General features: G+C 37.6%; 19 protein-coding genes. 4 read left to right on the forward strand and 15 right to left on the reverse strand.

Going from position 1 to position 19516, the window contains the following annotated elements; genetic code table 11:
• Positions 1 to 39 precede the first annotated feature (39 nt).
• On the forward strand, positions 40 to 1134 hold the full coding sequence (locus CKK03_RS08500; RefSeq protein ID WP_099362168.1) for a M24 family metallopeptidase: 1095 nt from the start codon (positions 40 to 42) through the stop codon (positions 1132 to 1134).
• Positions 1135 to 1188: 54 nt separating this feature from the next.
• Here the strand turns inward: CKK03_RS08500 and CKK03_RS08505 are convergent, their stop codons facing one another.
• On the reverse strand, positions 1189 to 1926 hold the full coding sequence (locus tag CKK03_RS08505; protein WP_099362169.1) for a hypothetical protein: 738 nt from the start codon (positions 1924 to 1926) through the stop codon (positions 1189 to 1191).
• 137 nt (positions 1927 to 2063) lie between these two features.
• Positions 2064 to 3185 (reverse strand): alanine dehydrogenase, encoded by a 1122-nt coding sequence (gene ald / locus CKK03_RS08510; RefSeq protein WP_099362170.1) that lies wholly within the window; start codon positions 3183 to 3185, stop codon positions 2064 to 2066.
• 212 nt (positions 3186 to 3397) lie between these two features.
• Between ald and CKK03_RS08515 the strand changes: the two genes are divergently transcribed.
• Positions 3398 to 3847 (forward strand): universal stress protein, encoded by a 450-nt coding sequence (locus CKK03_RS08515; protein WP_099362171.1) that lies wholly within the window; start codon positions 3398 to 3400, stop codon positions 3845 to 3847.
• A 28-nt stretch (positions 3848 to 3875) separates the two neighbouring features.
• Here the strand turns inward: CKK03_RS08515 and argH are convergent, their stop codons facing one another.
• Together argH and CKK03_RS08525 are read right to left on the reverse strand one after the other, a co-directional pair.
• The gene (gene argH / locus CKK03_RS08520; protein ID WP_099362172.1) at positions 3876 to 5252 is read right to left on the reverse strand and encodes an argininosuccinate lyase; all 1377 of its coding nucleotides are present in this window, start codon (positions 5250 to 5252) and stop codon (positions 3876 to 3878) included.
• The gene (locus tag CKK03_RS08525) at positions 5249 to 6457 is read right to left on the reverse strand and encodes an argininosuccinate synthase (RefSeq protein ID WP_099362173.1); all 1209 of its coding nucleotides are present in this window, start codon (positions 6455 to 6457) and stop codon (positions 5249 to 5251) included. The genes argH and CKK03_RS08525 overlap by 4 nt, the downstream gene beginning before the upstream one ends.
• A 184-nt stretch (positions 6458 to 6641) precedes the next feature.
• Here CKK03_RS08525 and CKK03_RS08530 point away from each other — a divergent pair, with 184 nt between their 5' ends.
• Positions 6642 to 6953, forward strand: a complete 312-nt coding sequence (locus tag CKK03_RS08530) for a hypothetical protein (RefSeq protein WP_425432849.1) — start codon at positions 6642 to 6644, stop codon at positions 6951 to 6953.
• A 21-nt stretch (positions 6954 to 6974) separates the two neighbouring features.
• On the opposite strand, the gene CKK03_RS08535 is transcribed toward CKK03_RS08530, so the two are convergent.
• The 9 genes from CKK03_RS08535 to sppA form a co-directional block, all read right to left on the reverse strand.
• Positions 6975 to 7496, reverse strand: a complete 522-nt coding sequence (locus CKK03_RS08535; protein ID WP_099362174.1) for a MogA/MoaB family molybdenum cofactor biosynthesis protein — start codon at positions 7494 to 7496, stop codon at positions 6975 to 6977.
• Between the two features lie 3 nt (positions 7497 to 7499).
• On the reverse strand, positions 7500 to 8333 hold the full coding sequence (locus CKK03_RS08540) for an EcsC family protein (protein ID WP_099362175.1): 834 nt from the start codon (positions 8331 to 8333) through the stop codon (positions 7500 to 7502).
• A 137-nt stretch (positions 8334 to 8470) separates the two neighbouring features.
• Complete coding sequence (locus CKK03_RS08545; RefSeq protein ID WP_099362176.1) at positions 8471 to 9658, reverse strand: acetate kinase; 1188 nt, start codon at positions 9656 to 9658, stop codon at positions 8471 to 8473.
• Positions 9659 to 9897: 239 nt separating this feature from the next.
• Positions 9898 to 10902 carry a class I SAM-dependent methyltransferase gene (locus tag CKK03_RS08550; protein WP_099362177.1) on the reverse strand — a complete coding sequence of 335 codons (1005 nt, stop codon included), beginning with the start codon at positions 10900 to 10902 and terminating at the stop codon, positions 9898 to 9900.
• A 117-nt stretch (positions 10903 to 11019) separates the two neighbouring features.
• A complete protein-coding gene (tpx, locus tag CKK03_RS08555; RefSeq protein ID WP_099362178.1) occupies positions 11020 to 11520 on the reverse strand; it encodes a thiol peroxidase in 501 nt (166 codons plus the stop codon).
• A 780-nt stretch (positions 11521 to 12300) separates the two neighbouring features.
• Positions 12301 to 12768, reverse strand: coding sequence for a GerW family sporulation protein (gene ytfJ, locus CKK03_RS08560; protein WP_099362179.1), 468 nt, complete (start codon positions 12766 to 12768; stop codon positions 12301 to 12303).
• Positions 12769 to 12788: 20 nt separating this feature from the next.
• Positions 12789 to 13394 carry a DUF2953 domain-containing protein gene (locus CKK03_RS23975; RefSeq protein ID WP_245864064.1) on the reverse strand — a complete coding sequence of 202 codons (606 nt, stop codon included), beginning with the start codon at positions 13392 to 13394 and terminating at the stop codon, positions 12789 to 12791.
• Between the two features lie 209 nt (positions 13395 to 13603).
• Positions 13604 to 14095 (reverse strand): RDD family protein, encoded by a 492-nt coding sequence (locus tag CKK03_RS08570; RefSeq protein ID WP_099362285.1) that lies wholly within the window; start codon positions 14093 to 14095, stop codon positions 13604 to 13606.
• A gap of 18 nt (positions 14096 to 14113) precedes the next feature.
• Positions 14114 to 15124 (reverse strand): signal peptide peptidase SppA, encoded by a 1011-nt coding sequence (gene sppA / locus CKK03_RS08575; RefSeq protein WP_099362180.1) that lies wholly within the window; start codon positions 15122 to 15124, stop codon positions 14114 to 14116.
• A 152-nt stretch (positions 15125 to 15276) separates the two neighbouring features.
• On the opposite strand from sppA, the gene CKK03_RS08580 reads away from it, so the two are divergent.
• Positions 15277 to 16074: an NAD kinase gene (locus tag CKK03_RS08580; protein ID WP_099362181.1), complete on the forward strand. Its 798-nt coding sequence runs from the start codon at positions 15277 to 15279 to the stop codon at positions 16072 to 16074.
• A 28-nt stretch (positions 16075 to 16102) separates the two neighbouring features.
• Here CKK03_RS08580 and CKK03_RS08585 read toward each other — a convergent pair whose 3' ends face one another.
• Positions 16103 to 17692 (reverse strand): amidohydrolase, encoded by a 1590-nt coding sequence (locus CKK03_RS08585; protein WP_099362182.1) that lies wholly within the window; start codon positions 17690 to 17692, stop codon positions 16103 to 16105.
• A gap of 90 nt (positions 17693 to 17782) precedes the next feature.
• The gene (gene mbcS / locus CKK03_RS08590) at positions 17783 to 19363 is read right to left on the reverse strand and encodes an acyl-CoA synthetase MbcS (protein WP_099362183.1); all 1581 of its coding nucleotides are present in this window, start codon (positions 19361 to 19363) and stop codon (positions 17783 to 17785) included.
• Between the last annotated feature and the right edge of the window lie 153 nt (positions 19364 to 19516).

A 19516-nucleotide genomic window follows, 5' to 3' on the forward strand; every position in this document is an offset into this window, starting at 1 on the left:
TAAACAGTGTCCCTTATTATTAAAAAGGAAGTGTTATGAATGAATCAACGATTACAACAACTTTCTAGTTGGTTAACAGAAAAGGACATTACATGTAGTTTTATTACGTCTACTCCAAACGTATTTTATTTAACAAACTTTTATACCGAACCACACGAAAGACTTCTTGGTTTATTCGTTTTTCAACATGAAGAGCCCATCTTGATTTGTCCAAATATGGAGCTTGCCCAGGCACGTAATGCTGGCTGGGAGTATGAAATTATTGGATATAGTGATACCGATAATCCTTGGGAACTCATCCAACATTCACTCTCAAAACGAAACATTACTATCTCATCATTAGCTCTTGAAAAAGAACATTTAACTGTTGATCGTTTTGAACAAATTCAAAAATTATTCCCATCCACATCTTTCGTTTCAGCTGAGGAAAAATTACATACTCTACGGATGATTAAAGAAGAGAAAGAGATTTCTATTCTAGAAGACGCAGCAAAGCTTGCCGATTATGGAGTAGAAGTGGGTGTACAGGCAATTGCCCAAGGAAAGTCAGAATTAGATGTACTTGCCACCATTGAATTTGAATTAAAGAAAAAAGGAATCCGCCAAATGTCCTTTGATACAATGGTATTAACAGGTTTAAAAACTGCTGCTCCACATGGAAAACCAGGACTTGAAACCATTCAAAAAGGAGATTTTGTACTTTTCGATTTAGGTGTTGTTCTTGACGGTTATTGCTCTGATATCACTAGAACAGTCGCATTTGGAGAGGTTTCCGACCAACAACGTGAGGTTTATGATACTGTGTTAAAGGCCCAATTAGCAGCTGTTGATACTTGTAAGCCAGGAACAAGAATTGGCGATATCGACCGTGCAGCACGTACCATTATATCCAATGCTGGCTATGGTGAATATTTTACCCACCGAATTGGACATGGACTTGGAATTGATGTTCATGAATTTCCTTCTATGAATGAAACAAATGATATGCTCCTACAAAAGGGTATGGTATTTACAATTGAACCAGGAATCTATGCTCCAGAAATTGGCGGAGTTCGAATTGAAGATGATATGATTATCACCGCTGATGGAGCCCAAACACTTACAAAATTCCCTAAGGAACTACTCATAAAATAAATGCAAAAAGGACCCTGAGCGGTCCTTTTTGAACTTTAGAAGCCTTCACATTTCTTAATTCACTGCATTTTTTTCCTCTTCAAATTTTGAGCAGAGGTATTCAAACAGCTTATGGTTAAAATTATCCTGATTACGTACATAATCAAATAAAATATCGTATTGCTCTTTATTATCCTGTAAACCATTTAGTACCTTGAAAAATAATTCCTTTTGCTCTATGATGGTGGCAGCAATTTCTTGGTCTTTTTCGTCATTTTCCTCAAAGTGTTTCGCAATGGTCTCATTTTTCAATTCATGATTTTTTAGAGAAGCTATAATTTGGTCAAATTGCTTTTTCACTAGGTTCATATTTTCAGAAACTTTATTGTTAAAGATTTCTTGATTTTGAACAATTTTTTGGAGAATTTCAAGCTGTTCTTTATGTTCTACTTGTTGCTTCGCCGCTGTCTCATTATATTTTTCTTGTTTCTTCATAAAGCTCACAAATACCTCCAATAAGTTTTTCTGTTCCGTCATTTTTTTAGAGAACTTTTCATTCTTCTCCATTTGATTTTGTTCAGATTTAAAAAACTGGCGTTGCAGTCCTTTTTGTTCTTCTGCTAATTGCTTGATTAGCCCTTCATTGCTTTTGATGTACTCTTTAACGAGCTCATTATATTTCTCCTGCTGTTTAATATGTTCAGAAACAAAATTAGAATAATAAGTTTGTTGATTTGGATTATCTGGCGAAGAAGTAGCTGGTCGATGAACAAATCGGCCTAACGATTCATTATAAAAAACTGATGAACCCATTTTTCAGCACTCCCTTACGAGTTAGTTAGACGTTTGTCTTCATTCAGACTTTCTTTATCTTATTTTTATGCATAAAAAATGGTGACAATGATTCGAGGACATAAAAGGGATACCTAAGGAAAGGTATCCCCAAAAATTCATCTGTTTTCTAAGAGTGTATTGGCATCTGAATAGGAAGTTCCGTGTGCTTCTGCAACTGCCTTGTAGGTAACATATCCATCTAAAGTATTAATCCCTTTAAACAACGCATCATTCTCGATGCAAGCTTGTTTAAATCCCTTATTAGCAATTAACAATGCATATGGAACAGTTACATTTGTCAGTGCAAAAGTTGATGTACGTGGTACAGCTCCAGGCATGTTCGCAACAGCATAGTGAACGACCCCATGTTTGACATACGTTGGATTATCATGGGTTGTAATTCGGTCAGTCGTTTCAAAAATTCCGCCTTGATCAATCGCGATATCTACGACTACAGAACCTGGTGCCATTAATCTAATCATTTCTTCCGTTACAAGTTTTGGCGCTCTTGCCCCAGGTATGAGGACTGCACCGATTACAAGATCTGATTCCTCCACCGCTTCCGCTATATTAAGCGGGTTTGACATTAGTGTAGTTACATCCGCTCCGAAAATATCATCAAGCTGGCGAAGTCGCTCCGGATTTAAATCAATCATTGTTACTTGAGCACCTAGACCAATTGCCATTTTAGCTGCATTCGTCCCTGCAACTCCTCCACCAATAACCGTTACTTTACCACGATGAACGCCTGGCACACCAGCTAGTAAAATCCCTTTTCCACCATGTGGCTTTTCTAAAAATTGCGCGCCAATCTGAGTCGCCATTCTTCCTGCAACTTCACTCATTGGGGTTAGCAATGGTAATGAACGGTTTTGGAGCTGTACAGTTTCATATGCCAGCCCAATCACTTTATTCTCAACTAAAGCTTTCGTTAATTCAGGCTCTGCAGCTAAATGTAAATATGTAAATAAGAGTAAGCCTTCACGGAAATATTGATATTCCTCTGGAAGTGGCTCTTTTACTTTCATAACCATGTCCACCTGCCATGCCTCACTTGCAGTACTAACAATGGTAGCACCTGCACTAGCATATTGTTCATCCGTAAAACCTGATCCGTCCCCCGCATTGGTCTCAATATACACTTCATGACCGAAGCCTACAAGATTCACAACACCCGCCGGAGTCATTGCAACACGGTTTTCGTTATTTTTTATCTCCCGAGGTACCCCAATTCGCATGAAAAACACTCCTCATCTCATTTTCAATAGATTACTTACTTGAACTTAAAATACGATACTAACAACCATGAAAACACTTACATAATAGTATTTTTCTTCCTAATAATCAAGAAAAAGTTCAAATTTTATACAATTATGTATGATATTCATGTGTTTTGCCAGTGCTATAATAATAGTAGAAAGATAATTTCATATTTTAGGGGGCTAAAAAAATGCTAGTTACCTATAAAAAAGTTCTTGTAGCTGTTGATGGTTCAAAGGAAGCGGAATGGGCTTTTAAGAAAGCAATCGATGTTTGTAAGCGTTATCACGCAACACTTAGTATTACTCACGTGATTGACTTAAAGCAGTTTGCGACGATTGGAGCTTATCAATACAATTTAACAGAACAATCAGAGCAATACGGAAAAGAATTACTTAACCAATATAAGGAAGTGGCAAGTGAAGCTGGTATTGATGAGATCGAAACAATATTAGAATTCGGTTCACCAAAAATAAAAATCGCAAAAGAAATTGCACCAAAACATGATATTGATTTAATCATATGTGGCGCAACTGGTTTAAATGCTGTCGAGCGTTTCCTATTAGGCAGTGTATCTGAAAATATTACACGTTATGCAAAATGTGATGTTATGGTTGTACGAACAGAGAAAGATCTTTAATATATAAAACAAAAAAATCGTGAATCGATCACGATTTTTTTGTTTGTTTAATTTTCGCTAAAACCTTACGTACTTCATCAAAGCCAGTACCGCCTGCACTCTTGCGGCGAGCAACAGCGGTTTCAGGCTTCAAAACTTCATAAATATCGTCCTCAAATAGTGAAGATGCCTCTTTCAGCACTTCAAGCGGTAAATCGCTTAAGAAAACACCTCGTTTAATACAAATTAACACAAGCTTTCCTACCACTTCATGTGCTTCCCTAAATGGTAGTCCCTTTGAAGCTAAATAATCAGCTAACTCTGTCGCATTGGAGAAATCCTTTTTAACAGCAGTTGCCATTACTTCCTTTTTCACCTTCATTGTTGAAACCATTCCAGCAAAAATCTTCAAAGATCCTTTTACCGTCTTCACAGTATCAAACATGCCCTCTTTGTCCTCTTGCATATCTTTGTTATACGCAAGTGGTGTTCCTTTAAGAACCGTTAATAAACCAAACAGATTTCCATAAACTCTTCCTGTTTTACCACGGATGAGTTCAGCCATATCAGGATTCTTCTTCTGAGGCATAATACTACTTCCCGTAGCAAAAGTATCATCCATCTCAATAAAATTAAACTCCTGTGAGGACCATAAAATCAACTCTTCACAAAAACGTGATAGATGCATCATAACCATTGAACTATTGCTTAAAAATTCAATGATAAAATCACGATCACTTACAGCATCAATACTATTCTCATAGATTTTTTCAAAACCTAGAAGCTCTGCACTGTAGTATCGGTCAATGGGAAACGTGGTACCCGCTAGAGCACCAGCCCCTAATGGCGATATATTGATTCGCTTTAGCGAGTCTGTTAAACGTTCCTTATCACGCTCAAGCATCCAATAATAGGCCAACAGATGATGGGCAAATGAAATAGGCTGTGCTCTTTGTAAATGGGTATAACCAGGAGCAATTGTTTCAACATGTTGCTCCGCTTGTTCCACGATTGCGTCTTGAAGCTCCTCAACAAGATTAATAATTTCGTCTACCTGTTGTCGCAAATATAAGTGCATATCTGTTGCAACCTGGTCATTTCTGCTTCGTCCCGTATGAAGCTTTCCACCGACCTGTCCGATTTCATCAATTAGCATCTTTTCGATATTTAAATGAATATCTTCATTTGCAACAGAGAATTCCAATTCATCATTTTTTGCTTTTTCTAATAAGGTAAGTAGCCCTGACTTAATGGTATTTGCTTCTTCACTAGAAACGATTCCGCATTTACCTAGCATTGTCACATGGGCAATACTTCCTTCGATGTCTTCCTTCACCAATTCCTGATCAAAGGAGATCGATGCACCGAATTCATCTACCCATGCTTCGGCACTTTTGGTGAATCTTCCTCCCCAAAGCTTTTTCATACTTCAACCTTCTTACTGTTATTTACAATACTATTAACCTTTGTTGGTAAACCCCATAATGAAATGAATCCAACTGCTGCATTATGATCAAACTCATCATCTGAAGTATAAGTTGCAAGTTTCTCATCGTACAATGAATTTTCTGATTTACGTCCTTCAACAATTGCATGACCTTTGAATAGTTTTACACGAACAGTTCCATTTACATTTTTTTGTGTTTCTTTTAAGAAACCAAGTAATGCATCCTTCAGTGGTGAGAACCAAAGTCCATTGTAAATTAATTCAGTAAGCTTTTGTTCGATAACTGGTTTGAAATGTGCAACTTCTTTTACTAGTGTAAGGTCTTCAAGTTCCTTATGTGCCGTAATTAAAGTCATCGCACCAGGACACTCATAAACTTCACGAGATTTAATACCTACAAGACGGTTTTCCACATGATCAATACGACCTACACCATGTTTTCCAGCGATTTGGTTTAATTCAAGAATTAATTCAGATAATGGGTACTGCTGACCATTAATCGTCGTTGGAACACCTTGTTCAAAATCGATTTCGATAATGTCAGGTGTATTTGGTGTTTCTTCAAGAGCTGCTGTTAATTCATATGCATCCGCTGGTGGAGCAGCCCATGGATCTTCTAAAATACCACACTCATTACTACGTCCCCATAGGTTTTGGTCAATAGAAAATGGGCTATCTAAATTGATTGGAATTGGAATATTATGCTTCTTCGCATACTCGATTTCTTCTTCACGAGACCAGCTCCACTCACGAACAGGTGCTAATACTTCAAGATCAGGATTTAATGCCTTAATTGAAACTTCAAATCGAACTTGGTCATTACCTTTCCCAGTACAACCGTGTGCAACGGCTACAGCATTTTCTTGTTCAGCTACTTCAACGAGTTTTTTCGCGATTAGCGGACGAGATAATGCAGAAACTAATGGATATTTTCCTTCATAAAGGGTATGTGCTTGTAATGCGGCAAGTGCAAATTCATTTGCAAATTCTTCCTTCGCATCGATTACGTATGAAGATACAGCTCCAACTGTAATAGCTTTCTCTTTAATAAACGCAAGGTCTTTTCCTTCGCCTACATCTAAACAGCAAGCAACGACTTCATAACCTTGCTCCTGTAACCATTTAACTGCAACACTTGTATCTAGACCACCTGAATATGCTAAAACAACTTTCTTTTTGCTCATGTTGTATCTCCCCTTCGAATATTAATTCATATGTTTTTATATTTATACATTTATAATGTATTACTTTAACAACTCTTCCTACTTTTTTCAATAGTAAACTGAGAAAAATAAAAATTTCTTTTAAGATAGAATATAAATTAGTAGTATTGTAAAATGATAGCAAGACCTACGAGGGGTGGTAATAATGGATTTTTTTCATTTTGATGACCGACTTGGGATTCTTCTCCCGGATTTAGAAAAAGAGTGGGAAGAATATACAGTGGAAACACAACAGCATATCTTGTTCCATTGGGAAAAAATTAGAGGACATATTCCTGATCGCATTGCAGAAATTGAAACCATTATTAACGAAAAACAAGAACAACTTGGCAATGAACTTGATTTCGTGCGTTCATGTGAGCTTAACAACGAAATCTCCGATTGTGCGTCCATCATTAATGATTTATGGATATGGTATAGAATGAATCAAGGAATTTCTAATAAAATACACCATTAAAAAAAGGTCTAATCCTGATGATTAGACCTTTTTGATATCCTTTTTTATTTCACTGACAACATGGCCAAGTTCTGGTAGGATCAATTTATTCATAGCAAGTTTTACAGCTCCAGAAGAACCTGGTGTTGAAAATATTGCTGTATCATTGCTAACACCTGCAATTGCTCTTGAAAGAATGGCCGCTGAGCCTATGTCCTCTGTATAACTTAACATCCGAAACAGTTCACCAAACCCGACGATTTCTTTATCTAATAATTTTGTGACCGTTTCGATTGTGACATCACGTTTAGCGATTCCAGTGCCCCCATTTGTTAAAATAACATCAATATCTTCATGTTCGCAGCCTTCACGTATCGCTTTTTCGATAAAAGATTCCTCATCCTTAACAACTTCATATTTTAAAACGTTGAAATCATTTTCCTCTAGTAGCGAAATCATAAGTTTTCCACTTTTGTCCGTTTCTTTTGTTCTTGTATCACTTATTGTAATAACTTTACATCTGATTGTGGAGGGTAAAGCTTTTTTATGCTCTTGAACGCTCATTTCTTAATACTCCTTTTCCTTCAAAAAACGTAAACGATAATAATTATGGGCATAATCACTAACCTGTCTTGTTAGTTGATAATTCATTCCTGCCCCAATCGCCATGCTAACAAGAGGAATTCCTTGAATCATCCGCTTACGTAAAACTGAAATAGCCACCGCTTTCACAATATGTTTTAGTGGGAGCTCAAGCCAAGTTTCGTCGGTTAAATCTTCTGATCCATTATAAAAATATTGGTTCTGGGTAGACCTATCGGCACCCTGGGTCAGTTCCTCCCAGCCCTGGAAACGCATGCGTTTTGGCAGTGTAGCTGCATGAAACACTTTTAATGATGTCATCATTTCATATGGTGTATTTACTTCATACCCATATGTCATGGCAATTAATTGGACAATACGAAGATTAAGGACCGTTATCCCAGGTATATCCGTTCCAAGTAAGAGTAATCCCCCTGTACCAGATAAGCCCCCTTGTGCAAAAGAATAAAGCCGATGCTTCGCAATCTGGTTTTCGGTTAAATATATAAGCTGATCTATGGTTAATTCTTTTAAATCAGAGATATCTTCAATGTCCTGATTAAAAACACGTGCCGAACGAATAAGACGTTCCCTTGCATCCACTTGAATTTGTGTTCCTTGAAGTATGGCATGTAAATGGAATAGCCAATTATCTAGCTTTGAAAAGAACTCAGTCCGTACATTCTCAGGGATAAGGCTTAACGAGTTTTCCAGCCATTTGTCATACGTCATTTCAAAATCCGTCTGTTCATGTTGCATTTGTTCCGACCATTTATCAATTTCGGTTAGTATTTGTATTTCTCGTTCAGTAAGACCCATAATCATCCTCCGTTTCCAGCATTCACTATGTATATTATACCACCACAAAGAAAAAACCGAAAACCACTAGGATACGAAACAATCCTTATAAAAAGTAAAAAAAGACAAACCCACTAAGAGTTTGTCCTTCAAATCCGTTATTTGGTTAAACGCATAACATCACGTGCGATCATGACTTCTTCATTCGTAGGAATGACGATAACCTTTACTGGTGAGTGTGGGTAGCTAATGAAAGTCTCCTTACCTCTTACTTTATTTAAAACTGGATCCCAATATACACCCATGAATTCTAGTCCTGTTAATACCCTTGCACGGATAGTATCACTGTTTTCACCGATACCCGCTGTAAAGATAATAGCATCAACACCATGCATACGCGCTGCATATGAACCGATGTATTTGTGGATTCTGCTTGCAAATACTTCAAGTGCTAATTCAGCACGGCTATTTCCTTCATTAGCTTCTAGCTCAATATCACGTAAGTCACTTGAAAATCCAGAAACGCCTAGCATTCCACTTTCTTTATTTAACACATCTAAAACTTCATCTGCAGTTTTACCTGTTTTCTCCATGATAAATGGGATTAATGCCGGGTCAATATTTCCAGAACGTGTCCCCATAGTTACACCAGCAAGCGGTGTAAAGCCCATAGACGTATCAATGGATTTTCCACCTTCAATTGCGGCAATACTTGCACCATTACCAAGGTGGCAAGACAAGATTCGAAGCTGTTCTACAGGTCTTTCTAAAATTTCAGCTGCACGTTGTGAAACATATTTATGGGATGTTCCGTGGAAACCATATTTTCGAATACCATAGTCTTTATAATAATCATAAGGAAGACTATATAAAAATGATTTCTCAGGCATTGTTTGATGGAATGCTGTATCAAACACGGCTACCGCTGGCACATTAGGTAATACTTCATGGAATGCTTTAATTCCGGTTAGGTTGGCTGGGTTATGCAATGGAGCTAATTCTGATAGCTTGTCTATTTCATCAATAACTTCATTCGTAATCACAGCAGAATCTGCAAAGGTTTCTCCTCCGTGTACAACCCGATGACCGATTCCTTCAATTTCATCCAACGATTGAATAATTTGTAATTCTGTCAATTTATCAAGGAGTATTTGTACAGCGACAGCATGGTCAGGAATTTCTGTTTCAGTTGTTTGTTTTTCATCGTTAACTGAGATTGTGAAAATTCCCTTCTCAAGGCCGATCCGTTCGAAGATCCCCTTTGTAATTACCTCTTCACTTGGCATTTCAAAAAGTTGAAATTTAAGTGACGAGCTTCCTGCATTTATGGCAATGATTTTCGACATTATGTCCGCTCCTTTTGATTAAAATCTTTATTTGTATGTAAATTTTCACTCTACATTATTCTATGCAAAACGACACTGTTTCATAGATGCCATTCTCATTTAAACATCGGTACCAAAACATTTCAAGAAGAGTGCTGAATTGGTACCGTTTTCGCCATAAAGTTCTTTAATTCAGATAATAGAAAACGCTACAATTCAAAAAAAGAGACCCCATTCGTGAGGTCTCCATACTTAAACATTTATAATTTAATTTCGTGCTTCTCTTGTTTAAACCAATCATCAATTTGCTTAATGATACCTGCCATTGCCGTTTGATTTGAAAACTTTGGTAAATTGGCTAGGAGGGCCTGCTTTGGTGCCTTTACTTCTGGCCCCTTTTTCTGAATGACAAAAATGCTTTTAGCGGCTTTTTCATTTTTAAATAAGGATAAAGGTAACTGAATCATCCCTTGGATAACAGATTTCTCTTTGAGGAATGCATTTAATTCCTTAGCATATTCACTTGTAAACAAATGATTAGGTACTAAGAAAAATAAATAGCCACCCTCCTTGGTATATTTAATACTTTGCTCGATGAATAGATGATGGGCATACGAATGACCTTCTTTTGCATGAAGCTCAAAGTTAGCAGCTCCAATATCATTCGGATAATAACCGACAGGTAAATCACAAACAATCACGTCTACCGGGTCTATGTATAATGGCTGTAGACTATCTTGATTGTAAAATTGAATGGAGTGCTGCTGCAGGTTTGCACTTACATATGCCACTTTAACCAAGAGATCATCAACATCGATAGCTGAGGCTTCAATTTCTTTTGATTGATTTTGATTGAGAACGGTTGTAAGTAAGTTTCCTGTACCTACTGCCGGATCAAAAATACTGAAAGCTTTCCAACCCTCTGTAAATTTTGAAACGAGGTAGCCCACAAAAATAGAAACAGCATCTGGAGTCATTTCATGGTTAGGTTGGGTTGCCTCTTTCATCCCTTTTAATGCGGCAAGCTGATAGGCTTTGCGAATTTCTTCAACAGAATATTGTTTTAGGTTTACCTGGCTGTACTCTTTCTCGATGCGCTTTTTTGATAGTTCACTAAGCTCATCCTGAAGTATCGTGTTTTGGAAGAGATTTTCGCCTGTTTCTGCAACTGCCTCAAGGTATGTACATGATAATTCTTCCATCAAGATCATTGCTGTGTTATCGATAACGGTAAATAGTTTTTCAACTGAAGATATTTGTGCCATTGTTTTTCTCCTTTTCGAACTCTTGACATATCCCTTTATTTTAAAAGAAATCGTGTTGTAGTTCAACAAAGCTAAAAGAATCCCAATTATGATTGGGATTCTCTTTTTTTCAATCTATTAGTTAGCTGCTTTTGCTGCTTCTAGGGCTGCTTCGTAGTTTGGATGGTTTGTTGCTTCACTAACGTATTCTACATAAGTTACAGTATCGTTGCTATCTACAACAAATACTGCACGAGCCAATAAGCGTAGTTCTTTAATGCCTACACCATAAGCTTCTCCGAAAGAAAGATCACGGTGGTCGGATAGAGTTTGAACATTTTCAATACCGTTTGCACCACACCAACGTTTTTGTGCAAATGGCAAATCAACACTGACTGTTAAGATTTTAACATTATCTAGACCCGCTGCTTCTTCGTTAAAACGACGAGTTTGTGCATCACATACACCTGTATCAAGTGATGGTACAACACTAATTAAACGAACAGATCCTTTTGAGTCTGCAAGTGAGACTGGTGATAAATCATTTGCTAATACAGTAAAATCAGGAGCCTTGTCCCCAACTTTTACTTCATTCCCCAATAAAGTGACTGGATTGTTTTTAAATGTGATATTTGCCATTTTACCAAAATCCTCCTTAAATTTATATGTACAGTGTAAATCATATCTTTTATCTGCCACAATTGCAATTATTTGCATTTATATATTGGTAAGTAAGCCCTTGTGTTTAGTCGGGTTTTAAAATTGGTATCTGGCTCTATGTGGGTATAGTGATTTTGTGGCTATTAGGTACAGATGGTGGATTTATAAGTGTGGGGTCTTGGGGTCTCATACGTGAGAAAGGGGGCAAAGTTTGAATTGCTCTTAATTAGCATGGAGGAAGGGGAAAGGCATTCAGAATTTTGGTCGGAATCCTCTTCATAAGCTGGATGAAGGGGAAAGGCGTTCAGATTCTTGGACGAAATCCCCTTCATAAGCGGGATGAAGGGGAAAGGTATTCAGATTCTTGGTTGGAATCCTCTTCATAGTCGGATGAAGGGGAAATGCTTTCAGATTCTTGGTCGGAACCCTCTTCATAAGCGGGATGAAGTGGAAATGCGTTCAGCTTCTTGGTCGGAATCCTCTTCATAAGCGGGATGAAGGGGAAAGGTATTCAGATTCTTGGTTGGAATCCTCTTCATAAGCACTATGAAGGATGCTGCGATTCTACGGACACAACCTAAAGTCCTTCATAACCTCGATGAAGGACCGAACGACTCAACGCACCCAATATAAAGTCCTTCATACACCGGATGAAGGACCAACGAATCGAAGAACCCCTAAAGTCCTTCATCGCACTCATAACCTATATCCCTACAAAAAAGGAGTCAACTGTTGTGTCCAGTTAACTCTCGAAAGTTCTTATATGTCAAAATCAGATTTTTTGTCTTGATTTTGTTGGTCTTGGTTATTCTTTTTTAACATTTGTTGGATTTTATCAACGGCCTGTGGTGCTAGTTCAAGTAGTTTTTCATATAAATGAGTGCTTTCATCTAGATGAAGCATTTTCACACCATTTGCACTAACAATTAAGAAAGCGATTGGTGTAATTGAAACCCCACCACCACTTCCTCCACCGAATGGAAGTTTGGAGCCCTGTTGTTGTTGCTGTTGGTCTCCACCTCCACCACCGTTATCCTTTCCACCCTCACCTTGTCCTTTGAACTCACTACCTCCTGCAGCAAATCCAAAGCCAACCTTTGAGACCGTTAAAATCACGCTCCCATCTGGTGTTTCAACAGGATCACCAATAATTGTATTTACATCAATCATTTGCTTTAAGTTTTCCATTGCTGTCTTCATTAAACCCTGTATTGGATGATCAGACATACTAAATTCCTCCTGACATTCTAAACTGATTTTTTATCCGAATCGGTTTCGTTGAGCTTTGAAAGGGTCGGGGATTTAAATTTCGGTATTCCTCCTCGCCACCTTTTAATCACTCTGATTCCTGCTACCATAGCATGCCCGATGCGGAAATGAATCATGCATCTTAAACTTGTTTCAGATATAGCAAACTGAAATGAAGGAGTAATCGAATATTCAGGATGAGCTTTGAGATTGAGATGGTGGCTAATCAAACCCACAATCGTTCCTTTAATAGACCAACCAAGCCCAGTAAGTACCCCTGTATGAGCTGCATCACCAACACCTATATGGGAATGCCATTCAAATTTTGTCACCGATATTTTCTTTAAAAAACTTTTAACGATTGGTACCATATCAACAACCCTGCTTAAAACTGCTTTGGAGTCATGAAAAGCTGCTTTCAAATTTTCCACAGAAAATTTTTGTTTTTTCTTTTTTTCATCAGTGGATACGCTCGCTTTTTGTTCTTTTTTAAAAACAATGCTCGGGGACTCCTTGTCAACAGCTACCATCGGAACATTAATCGTATATCTAATCAGCCCAAACCAAATGCTGAATCTTATTTTAATATGGTCATCGTCCCGCAAGTGATTTGCTTCTATATAGATTTTTAACTTCGATACCATTATTAGCAGAATCAGTAGGACTAGAAATAATAAAATGAATAAGAGCCACTTCATGACACGCACTCCCTTTCAATGTTTAGTTATCACCTACTAGATGGTGAAAAATACATAAAAAGGGGTTCTGTGGTAATGTACTTATAAAAAAATAAGAGTGTCCATGGTGGACACCCTTATTTTGATGCATGTATAACAGTCGTATCCGAAAGTAAATCATGAATTCCTTGTTTTTTAGGAAGAAAAGCAACAATTAAATAGCCTATAAAGAAAAGCTTTGAGATATATCGGCCAATGAACTCCCTAAAAAGAACTGTCATCCAAGTAAGCGGTCGTTCCTCAAGTGTCACAACCTTTATTCCAAACACCATTTTCCCAAGTGTTTGACTGAAAAACTTTGTCATCAACACAAAATACAGATAAAAAACAACAGCCGTTGCAATTGACGTAGCACTAAACATATCACTTTCGGATAATGGAATGTCTAAAGCTCTAAATGCTGGATATATAAGGATACGGTTTATACTTCCAATTACAACAAGGTCTAATAAATATGCCCAAAAACGCATCCAAAAGCCTGCATAGCGAGGTGTGGCATTGGTGACTGGACGGGATGTATGATCGGGAATATAATTATCCCCCTGTACTCCTTCATGTGTAAGATCCATATTCAATTTGGTTTCCCCCTATTCTGCGTACAAATACATCATTCTAGGTGAATTTGGTTGTGATAGTAAATGAACCATGGTTGCCATTTCGATATCATCACTAAAGATTTTTTTTGCACTCATAGAAAATAGAGATCCAAATCCAAAATTGGCTGTATACTCAACAACACTAATATCCCCAAGTTCATAGTCCTTCTTCATTGCTTCAACCACATCCTCAAAGTATCCTAATTCATCGATTAAATGATTTTCCTTTGCTTGTCTACCATCATAGATGCGTCCGTCTGCAATTTTACGAACTTCTGACTCTGACATGTTACGTCCATCTGCAATTACATCCACAAACCCTTGATACGCATTATCGACCATTGTTTGCATGATTTGTCTTTCTTCATCCGTCATGTCACGGTATGAAGACATGATATCCTTGTATGGTCCACTTTTGATTGTTTCAAATTTTACACCATATTTTTCAGCAAGTTCACTAAAGTTAACCCCTTGCATAATCACTCCTAATGAGCCGGTCATTGTATCTGGTGTAGCAAATATTTTATCTGCTGGAGCCGAGATATAGTAGCCGCCAGAAGCAGCCATAGCGCCCATCGATACATAAACTGGTTTATCTGTAGCTTCTTTTAAGTCCGTTAACTTTTTATGTATTTCCGCACTTTCAACAACTCCACCACCTGGTGAATTGACCTTTAGAATAATTCCCTTGATGGTTTTATCCTCTTCCGCTTTCTCAATCATTTTTAAAAATGATTGATGTTGATAGCCAGCTGATTGGAAAAAAGAAGTTACATCACCTGTATCTTGAATCACTCCATTAACAGATAAAACTAGAATCTTATCCATTCCTTTTCCTTCGATTACAACATTTTCGAGAAATTCTTCATTTGATGCCCCCAAAATCTCATCTGAAAAATTACTGAAATTTTTCGAGGCTAAGTTAGTTGCGAAATTAAAAAAGATCGAAAATACAAATATGACTGCAGCAATCCCTAAAGCTGCCCATCGTTTCCCATTCATTTCTTTTCCTCCTAATTTTATGGATACTATTCACGAATTGTTCAAAAATAAATACGAATCAAATCCAAAATGGTTTCATTTTATTGTTAAACTAAAATAGATACATATGTATTTTTATTGCCATCATATGAGAATCATTGGGAGGTAATTTCATGGATCGTCGTAATGTCTACTTCTTTTATCGGAAAGAAGATAAACTTATTGAATATGTAGAAAAACTGAATCAGATTGCAAAAGAGCATCAATTTAGAATTGTAGAAGATGCCAAAAAAGCAAATGTCATTGTTAGTATCGGAGGAGATGGGACTTTCCTTCAGGCAGTTCGCAAGACAAACTTCCGTCAAGACTGTCTATATGTTGGGATTTCGACAACTGGAGCCTTGAACCTTTATTGCGATTTTCATGCAGACGACACTGATAAAATCGTTGAGGCGATGTTAAATGAAAAAATTGAAGTTCGCCGTTATCCAATACTCGAGGTGAAGGTTGATGATAATCCATCCTTTTATTGTCTAAATGAATGTTCCATTCGTTCCGGAATCATTAAGACTTTTGTGTTGGAAGTGTATATTGATGACTTGCATTTCGAGACGTTCCGTGGAGATGGAATGATTATCTCTACCCCAACAGGTAGCACCGCGTATAATAAATCAGTTAGGGGTGCTGTTGTTGACCCACTGCTTCCTTGTATGCAGGTCACTGAACTTGCATCCTTAAATAATAACCAATATCGTACGTTAGGTTCTCCGTTTATATTAAGTAGCACAAAAAAATTAACCTTACGTGATGTCCAAGATGGAAATGATTTTCCTTCAATCGGTATGGATAATGAAGCACTCAGCATTCGCAATGTAAAACAAATCGACATTAAGCTAAGTGAAAAAAGGATTAAAACAGTAAAATTAAAGGATAATTCATTCTGGGAAAAGGTAAAGCGTACCTTTTTATAAGTATTAAGACCAAGCGATTGCTTGGTCTTTATTTTTCATACATGATCGTATCGTCAACGACAGTCATCATCACATTAGTATCCAGAATATCATCTTCATTTATATGAAAAATATCTTGATCGAGTAATGTAAAATCAGCTCTAAACCCGGGTGCAATCTTCCCCATACAATCTTCTTTTCCAATTGCATATGCACTTCCTGTGGTAAATAACTGTACAGCCTCGAAGATCGAGAGTTTTTGTTCGGGCATGTACACCTCATCTCCACCCGGCTTCTTTCTAGTAACGGCAGCATGAATACCCAGAAGGGGGTCAATCGGTTCAATTGGAGCATCTGAACCACCTGCGCATTGTAAGCCTTCTTGTAATAAGGTCTTCCATGCATAGCAATATTCCATATTCATTTCGCCAATTCTTTCAATTACCCAGGGAAAATCTGAGACAACAAATCTTGGCTGAATATCAAGAATAACAGGCAATAGTTTCGCACGGTCGATTAGTTCTTTTCGTAATATTTGCGCGTGAATTATACGATCTCGATGATTTGGTAATGGCGGTAATTCTTCAATAGCATCCAAGACATATTCAAAAGCGAGATCACCAATCGCATGGATAGCAATCGGCATCTTATAGCTTCTAGCCTTTTGAACAAGTGTTTTGAGGTCGTCTAATGAGTGGATTGCTACACCCGCCGTATCAGGTGAATCATTATAAGGATGACTTAATAATGCGGTTCTACCACCGAGTGAACCATCTGCAAAAATTTTCATTGCGCCAAGCTCTACGAGATCGTCCCCATCACCATACGAATATCCTAAACGGTGCATGTCATCAACAGCTTCATGATGAACTAAAAGATTTGTTCTAAATTTGATTCCATCTTCTTGGATTACCTTTTGAAATGCTCTATATGTTCGCTCAAAGCCCCCGTAGTAATTTAAATCCTCTGTATGTCCGCCAACAAGGCCTTTGCTCAAACAATCCTCGATAGATAAACGAAGTGCATTTTGAATGTATTCTTCCGTTACCTGCGGAATCACATTTTTTACGAGATCTTGAGCTTGATCCATTAAATACCCTGTAGCATGTCCATCTGTATCTCTTACAATAATGCCTCCCTCAGGATTCGGAGTATAATCGGTGATACCGGCTAATTCTAGAGCCATTGTATTCACGACAACTGCATGTCGGCAAATTCTTTTTAACATTAGTGGATTATGAGGTGAGAGTTCATCCAACTCGTGACGATGAAAAATCTTTCGGTCAGGAAGCTGATTTTCGTTCCATCCTTCTCCAATAACCCACTCGCCTTCAGGTATATCTTTTACATACTCTTGTATGGAAGTAGAAATTTCTTGGGAGGAGGTCATCTCTGAAAAATCCAGTTTCATTAACTTTTCGCCATGGCCAATGAGATGCATATGGCTATCAATAAATCCGGGAAACATCGTGTTCCCTTTTAAATCGGTTATTTTTGTAATTCTATTTTTATATCGTTTTTCTAAATCACGTATTAATCCTGTAGCAACGATGATACCGTCTTCCACAAAGACAGCTTCAACCTCATCGTGTTCCCGTTCCATTGTGTATATTCTTCCGCCCGTCCATAAAGTACCCATTTTCACACCTTCCATCTCTACTAATTTAAGCTTACTTTAGCATGCAAAAAGCAGATAGTAAAAATACTAGCTGCTTTTTTTTGTATAGGATTATGCTTTTGCTTTAGCTGATTCAGCCTGTCTAAGCTCAATTCTTCTGATTTTTCCTGAAGTTGTTTTTGGTAAGTCACTTACAAATTCAATTTTTCTAGGATATTTATATGGTGCTGTCAATTGCTTTACATGTTCTTGTAGACTTTTGACGAGTTCCTCATTGGAAGTTATACCGTCACGTAATACAACATAAGCTTTGACAATATTACCTCGAATTTCATCTGGACTTGCTACAACCGCACACTCTTTTACAGATGGATGTTTTACAAGTGCATCTTCTACCTCAAATGGCCCGATTGTGTAGCCTGAACTAATGATAATATCATCGGCACGTCCCTCAAACCAGAAATAGCCATCTTCGTCTTTTTTCGCTCTGTCACCTGTAATATAATAATCGCCTCTATATTGCATTGATGTTCTTTCAGGATCCTTGTAATATTCTTTAAAAAGGGCTGGTGTGTTCACGTGAACGCCAATATCCCCCACTTCTCCAACACCACAAGGCTTACCAAACTCATCGACAATTTCAACATTATTGCCTGGTGTAGGCTTACCCATTGATCCAGGTTTTATTGTCATTCCTTTTAGTACTCCAACTAAAAGAGTATTTTCAGTTTGCCCGTATCCATCTCGTACCTCGATATTAAACTCTCTTCTAAAGGTGTCAATAACTTCACGATTTAAAGGCTCTCCTGCCGATACAGCACTATGCAAATCCGGAAGTGAGTAATCAGACAGATTCTCAACCTTTGCCATAAGACGATACTCTGTTGGTGTACAACATAACACATTTATTTTATACGAGCCTAACAACTGCAAATATTTATTAGGTTCAAATTTGCCGTGATATACGAATCCAGTTGCTCCACTACCTAAAGTTGAAAGAAATGGGCTCCAAATCCATTTTTGCCAACCAGGCCCTGCTGTTGCCCATACCGTATCCGATTCACTTATGCTTAACCAGTATGGAGCTGCTGTTTTTAAATGTGCATATGCCCAGCCATGTGTGTGCACAACGCCCTTCGGATTACCGGTTGTTCCGGAAGTATAAGAAAGGAACGCCATATCATCTTTGCTTGTTTCTGCTGCTGCAAGTTCTTCAGATTGACTTTGCATTTCCTCTTCTAAAGAAACCCAATCTTCCACCTTTTCGCCCACTGCAAACTTCTGGATTTGCTCAATATTTTCGATGGATGAAAATTGATCACAATATGGGTGAAAGCTAATAATGGCTCTTACATCGCCATGTGTAATTCGGTATTGAAGATCTTTTGTACGAAGCATCTCAGAGCTTGGAATAACAACTAGTCCAGCTTTTAACGCCCCTAAATAAACCATATATGCTTCCACTAATCTAGGAATAATAACTAATACCTTATCCCCTTTGTTAAGACCGTTGTTGATAAATGTATTTCCAATTTTATTTACATTCTTGAAGAGGTCAACGTATGTAATTTCCTTTTTGTTTCCCTGCTCATCTTCCCATTTTAACGCAACTTTTTTAGGATCTTTTGCATGTTTTTCGATTTCCTGAACAAGGTTATACCGTAAAGGTGCAAGTAAATCTTCTCTTTTCACAATCATTCCTCCTCAATCTTTATCTTCTAATTATATAAAAAAATTCCAACAATTTGGAGGGGTTTTGTGAAAAAATTGTGACCTGGTTATAATATCTGATTTCAATTTTTTCAAAATACAAAAAAGGACGGGAGTAAACCCGTCCTTGTAGCC

The sequence above is a fragment of the Fredinandcohnia onubensis genome (assembly GCF_002734215.1).
Taxonomy (GTDB): Bacteria; Bacillota; Bacilli; order Bacillales; family Bacillaceae_L; genus Ferdinandcohnia; species Ferdinandcohnia onubensis.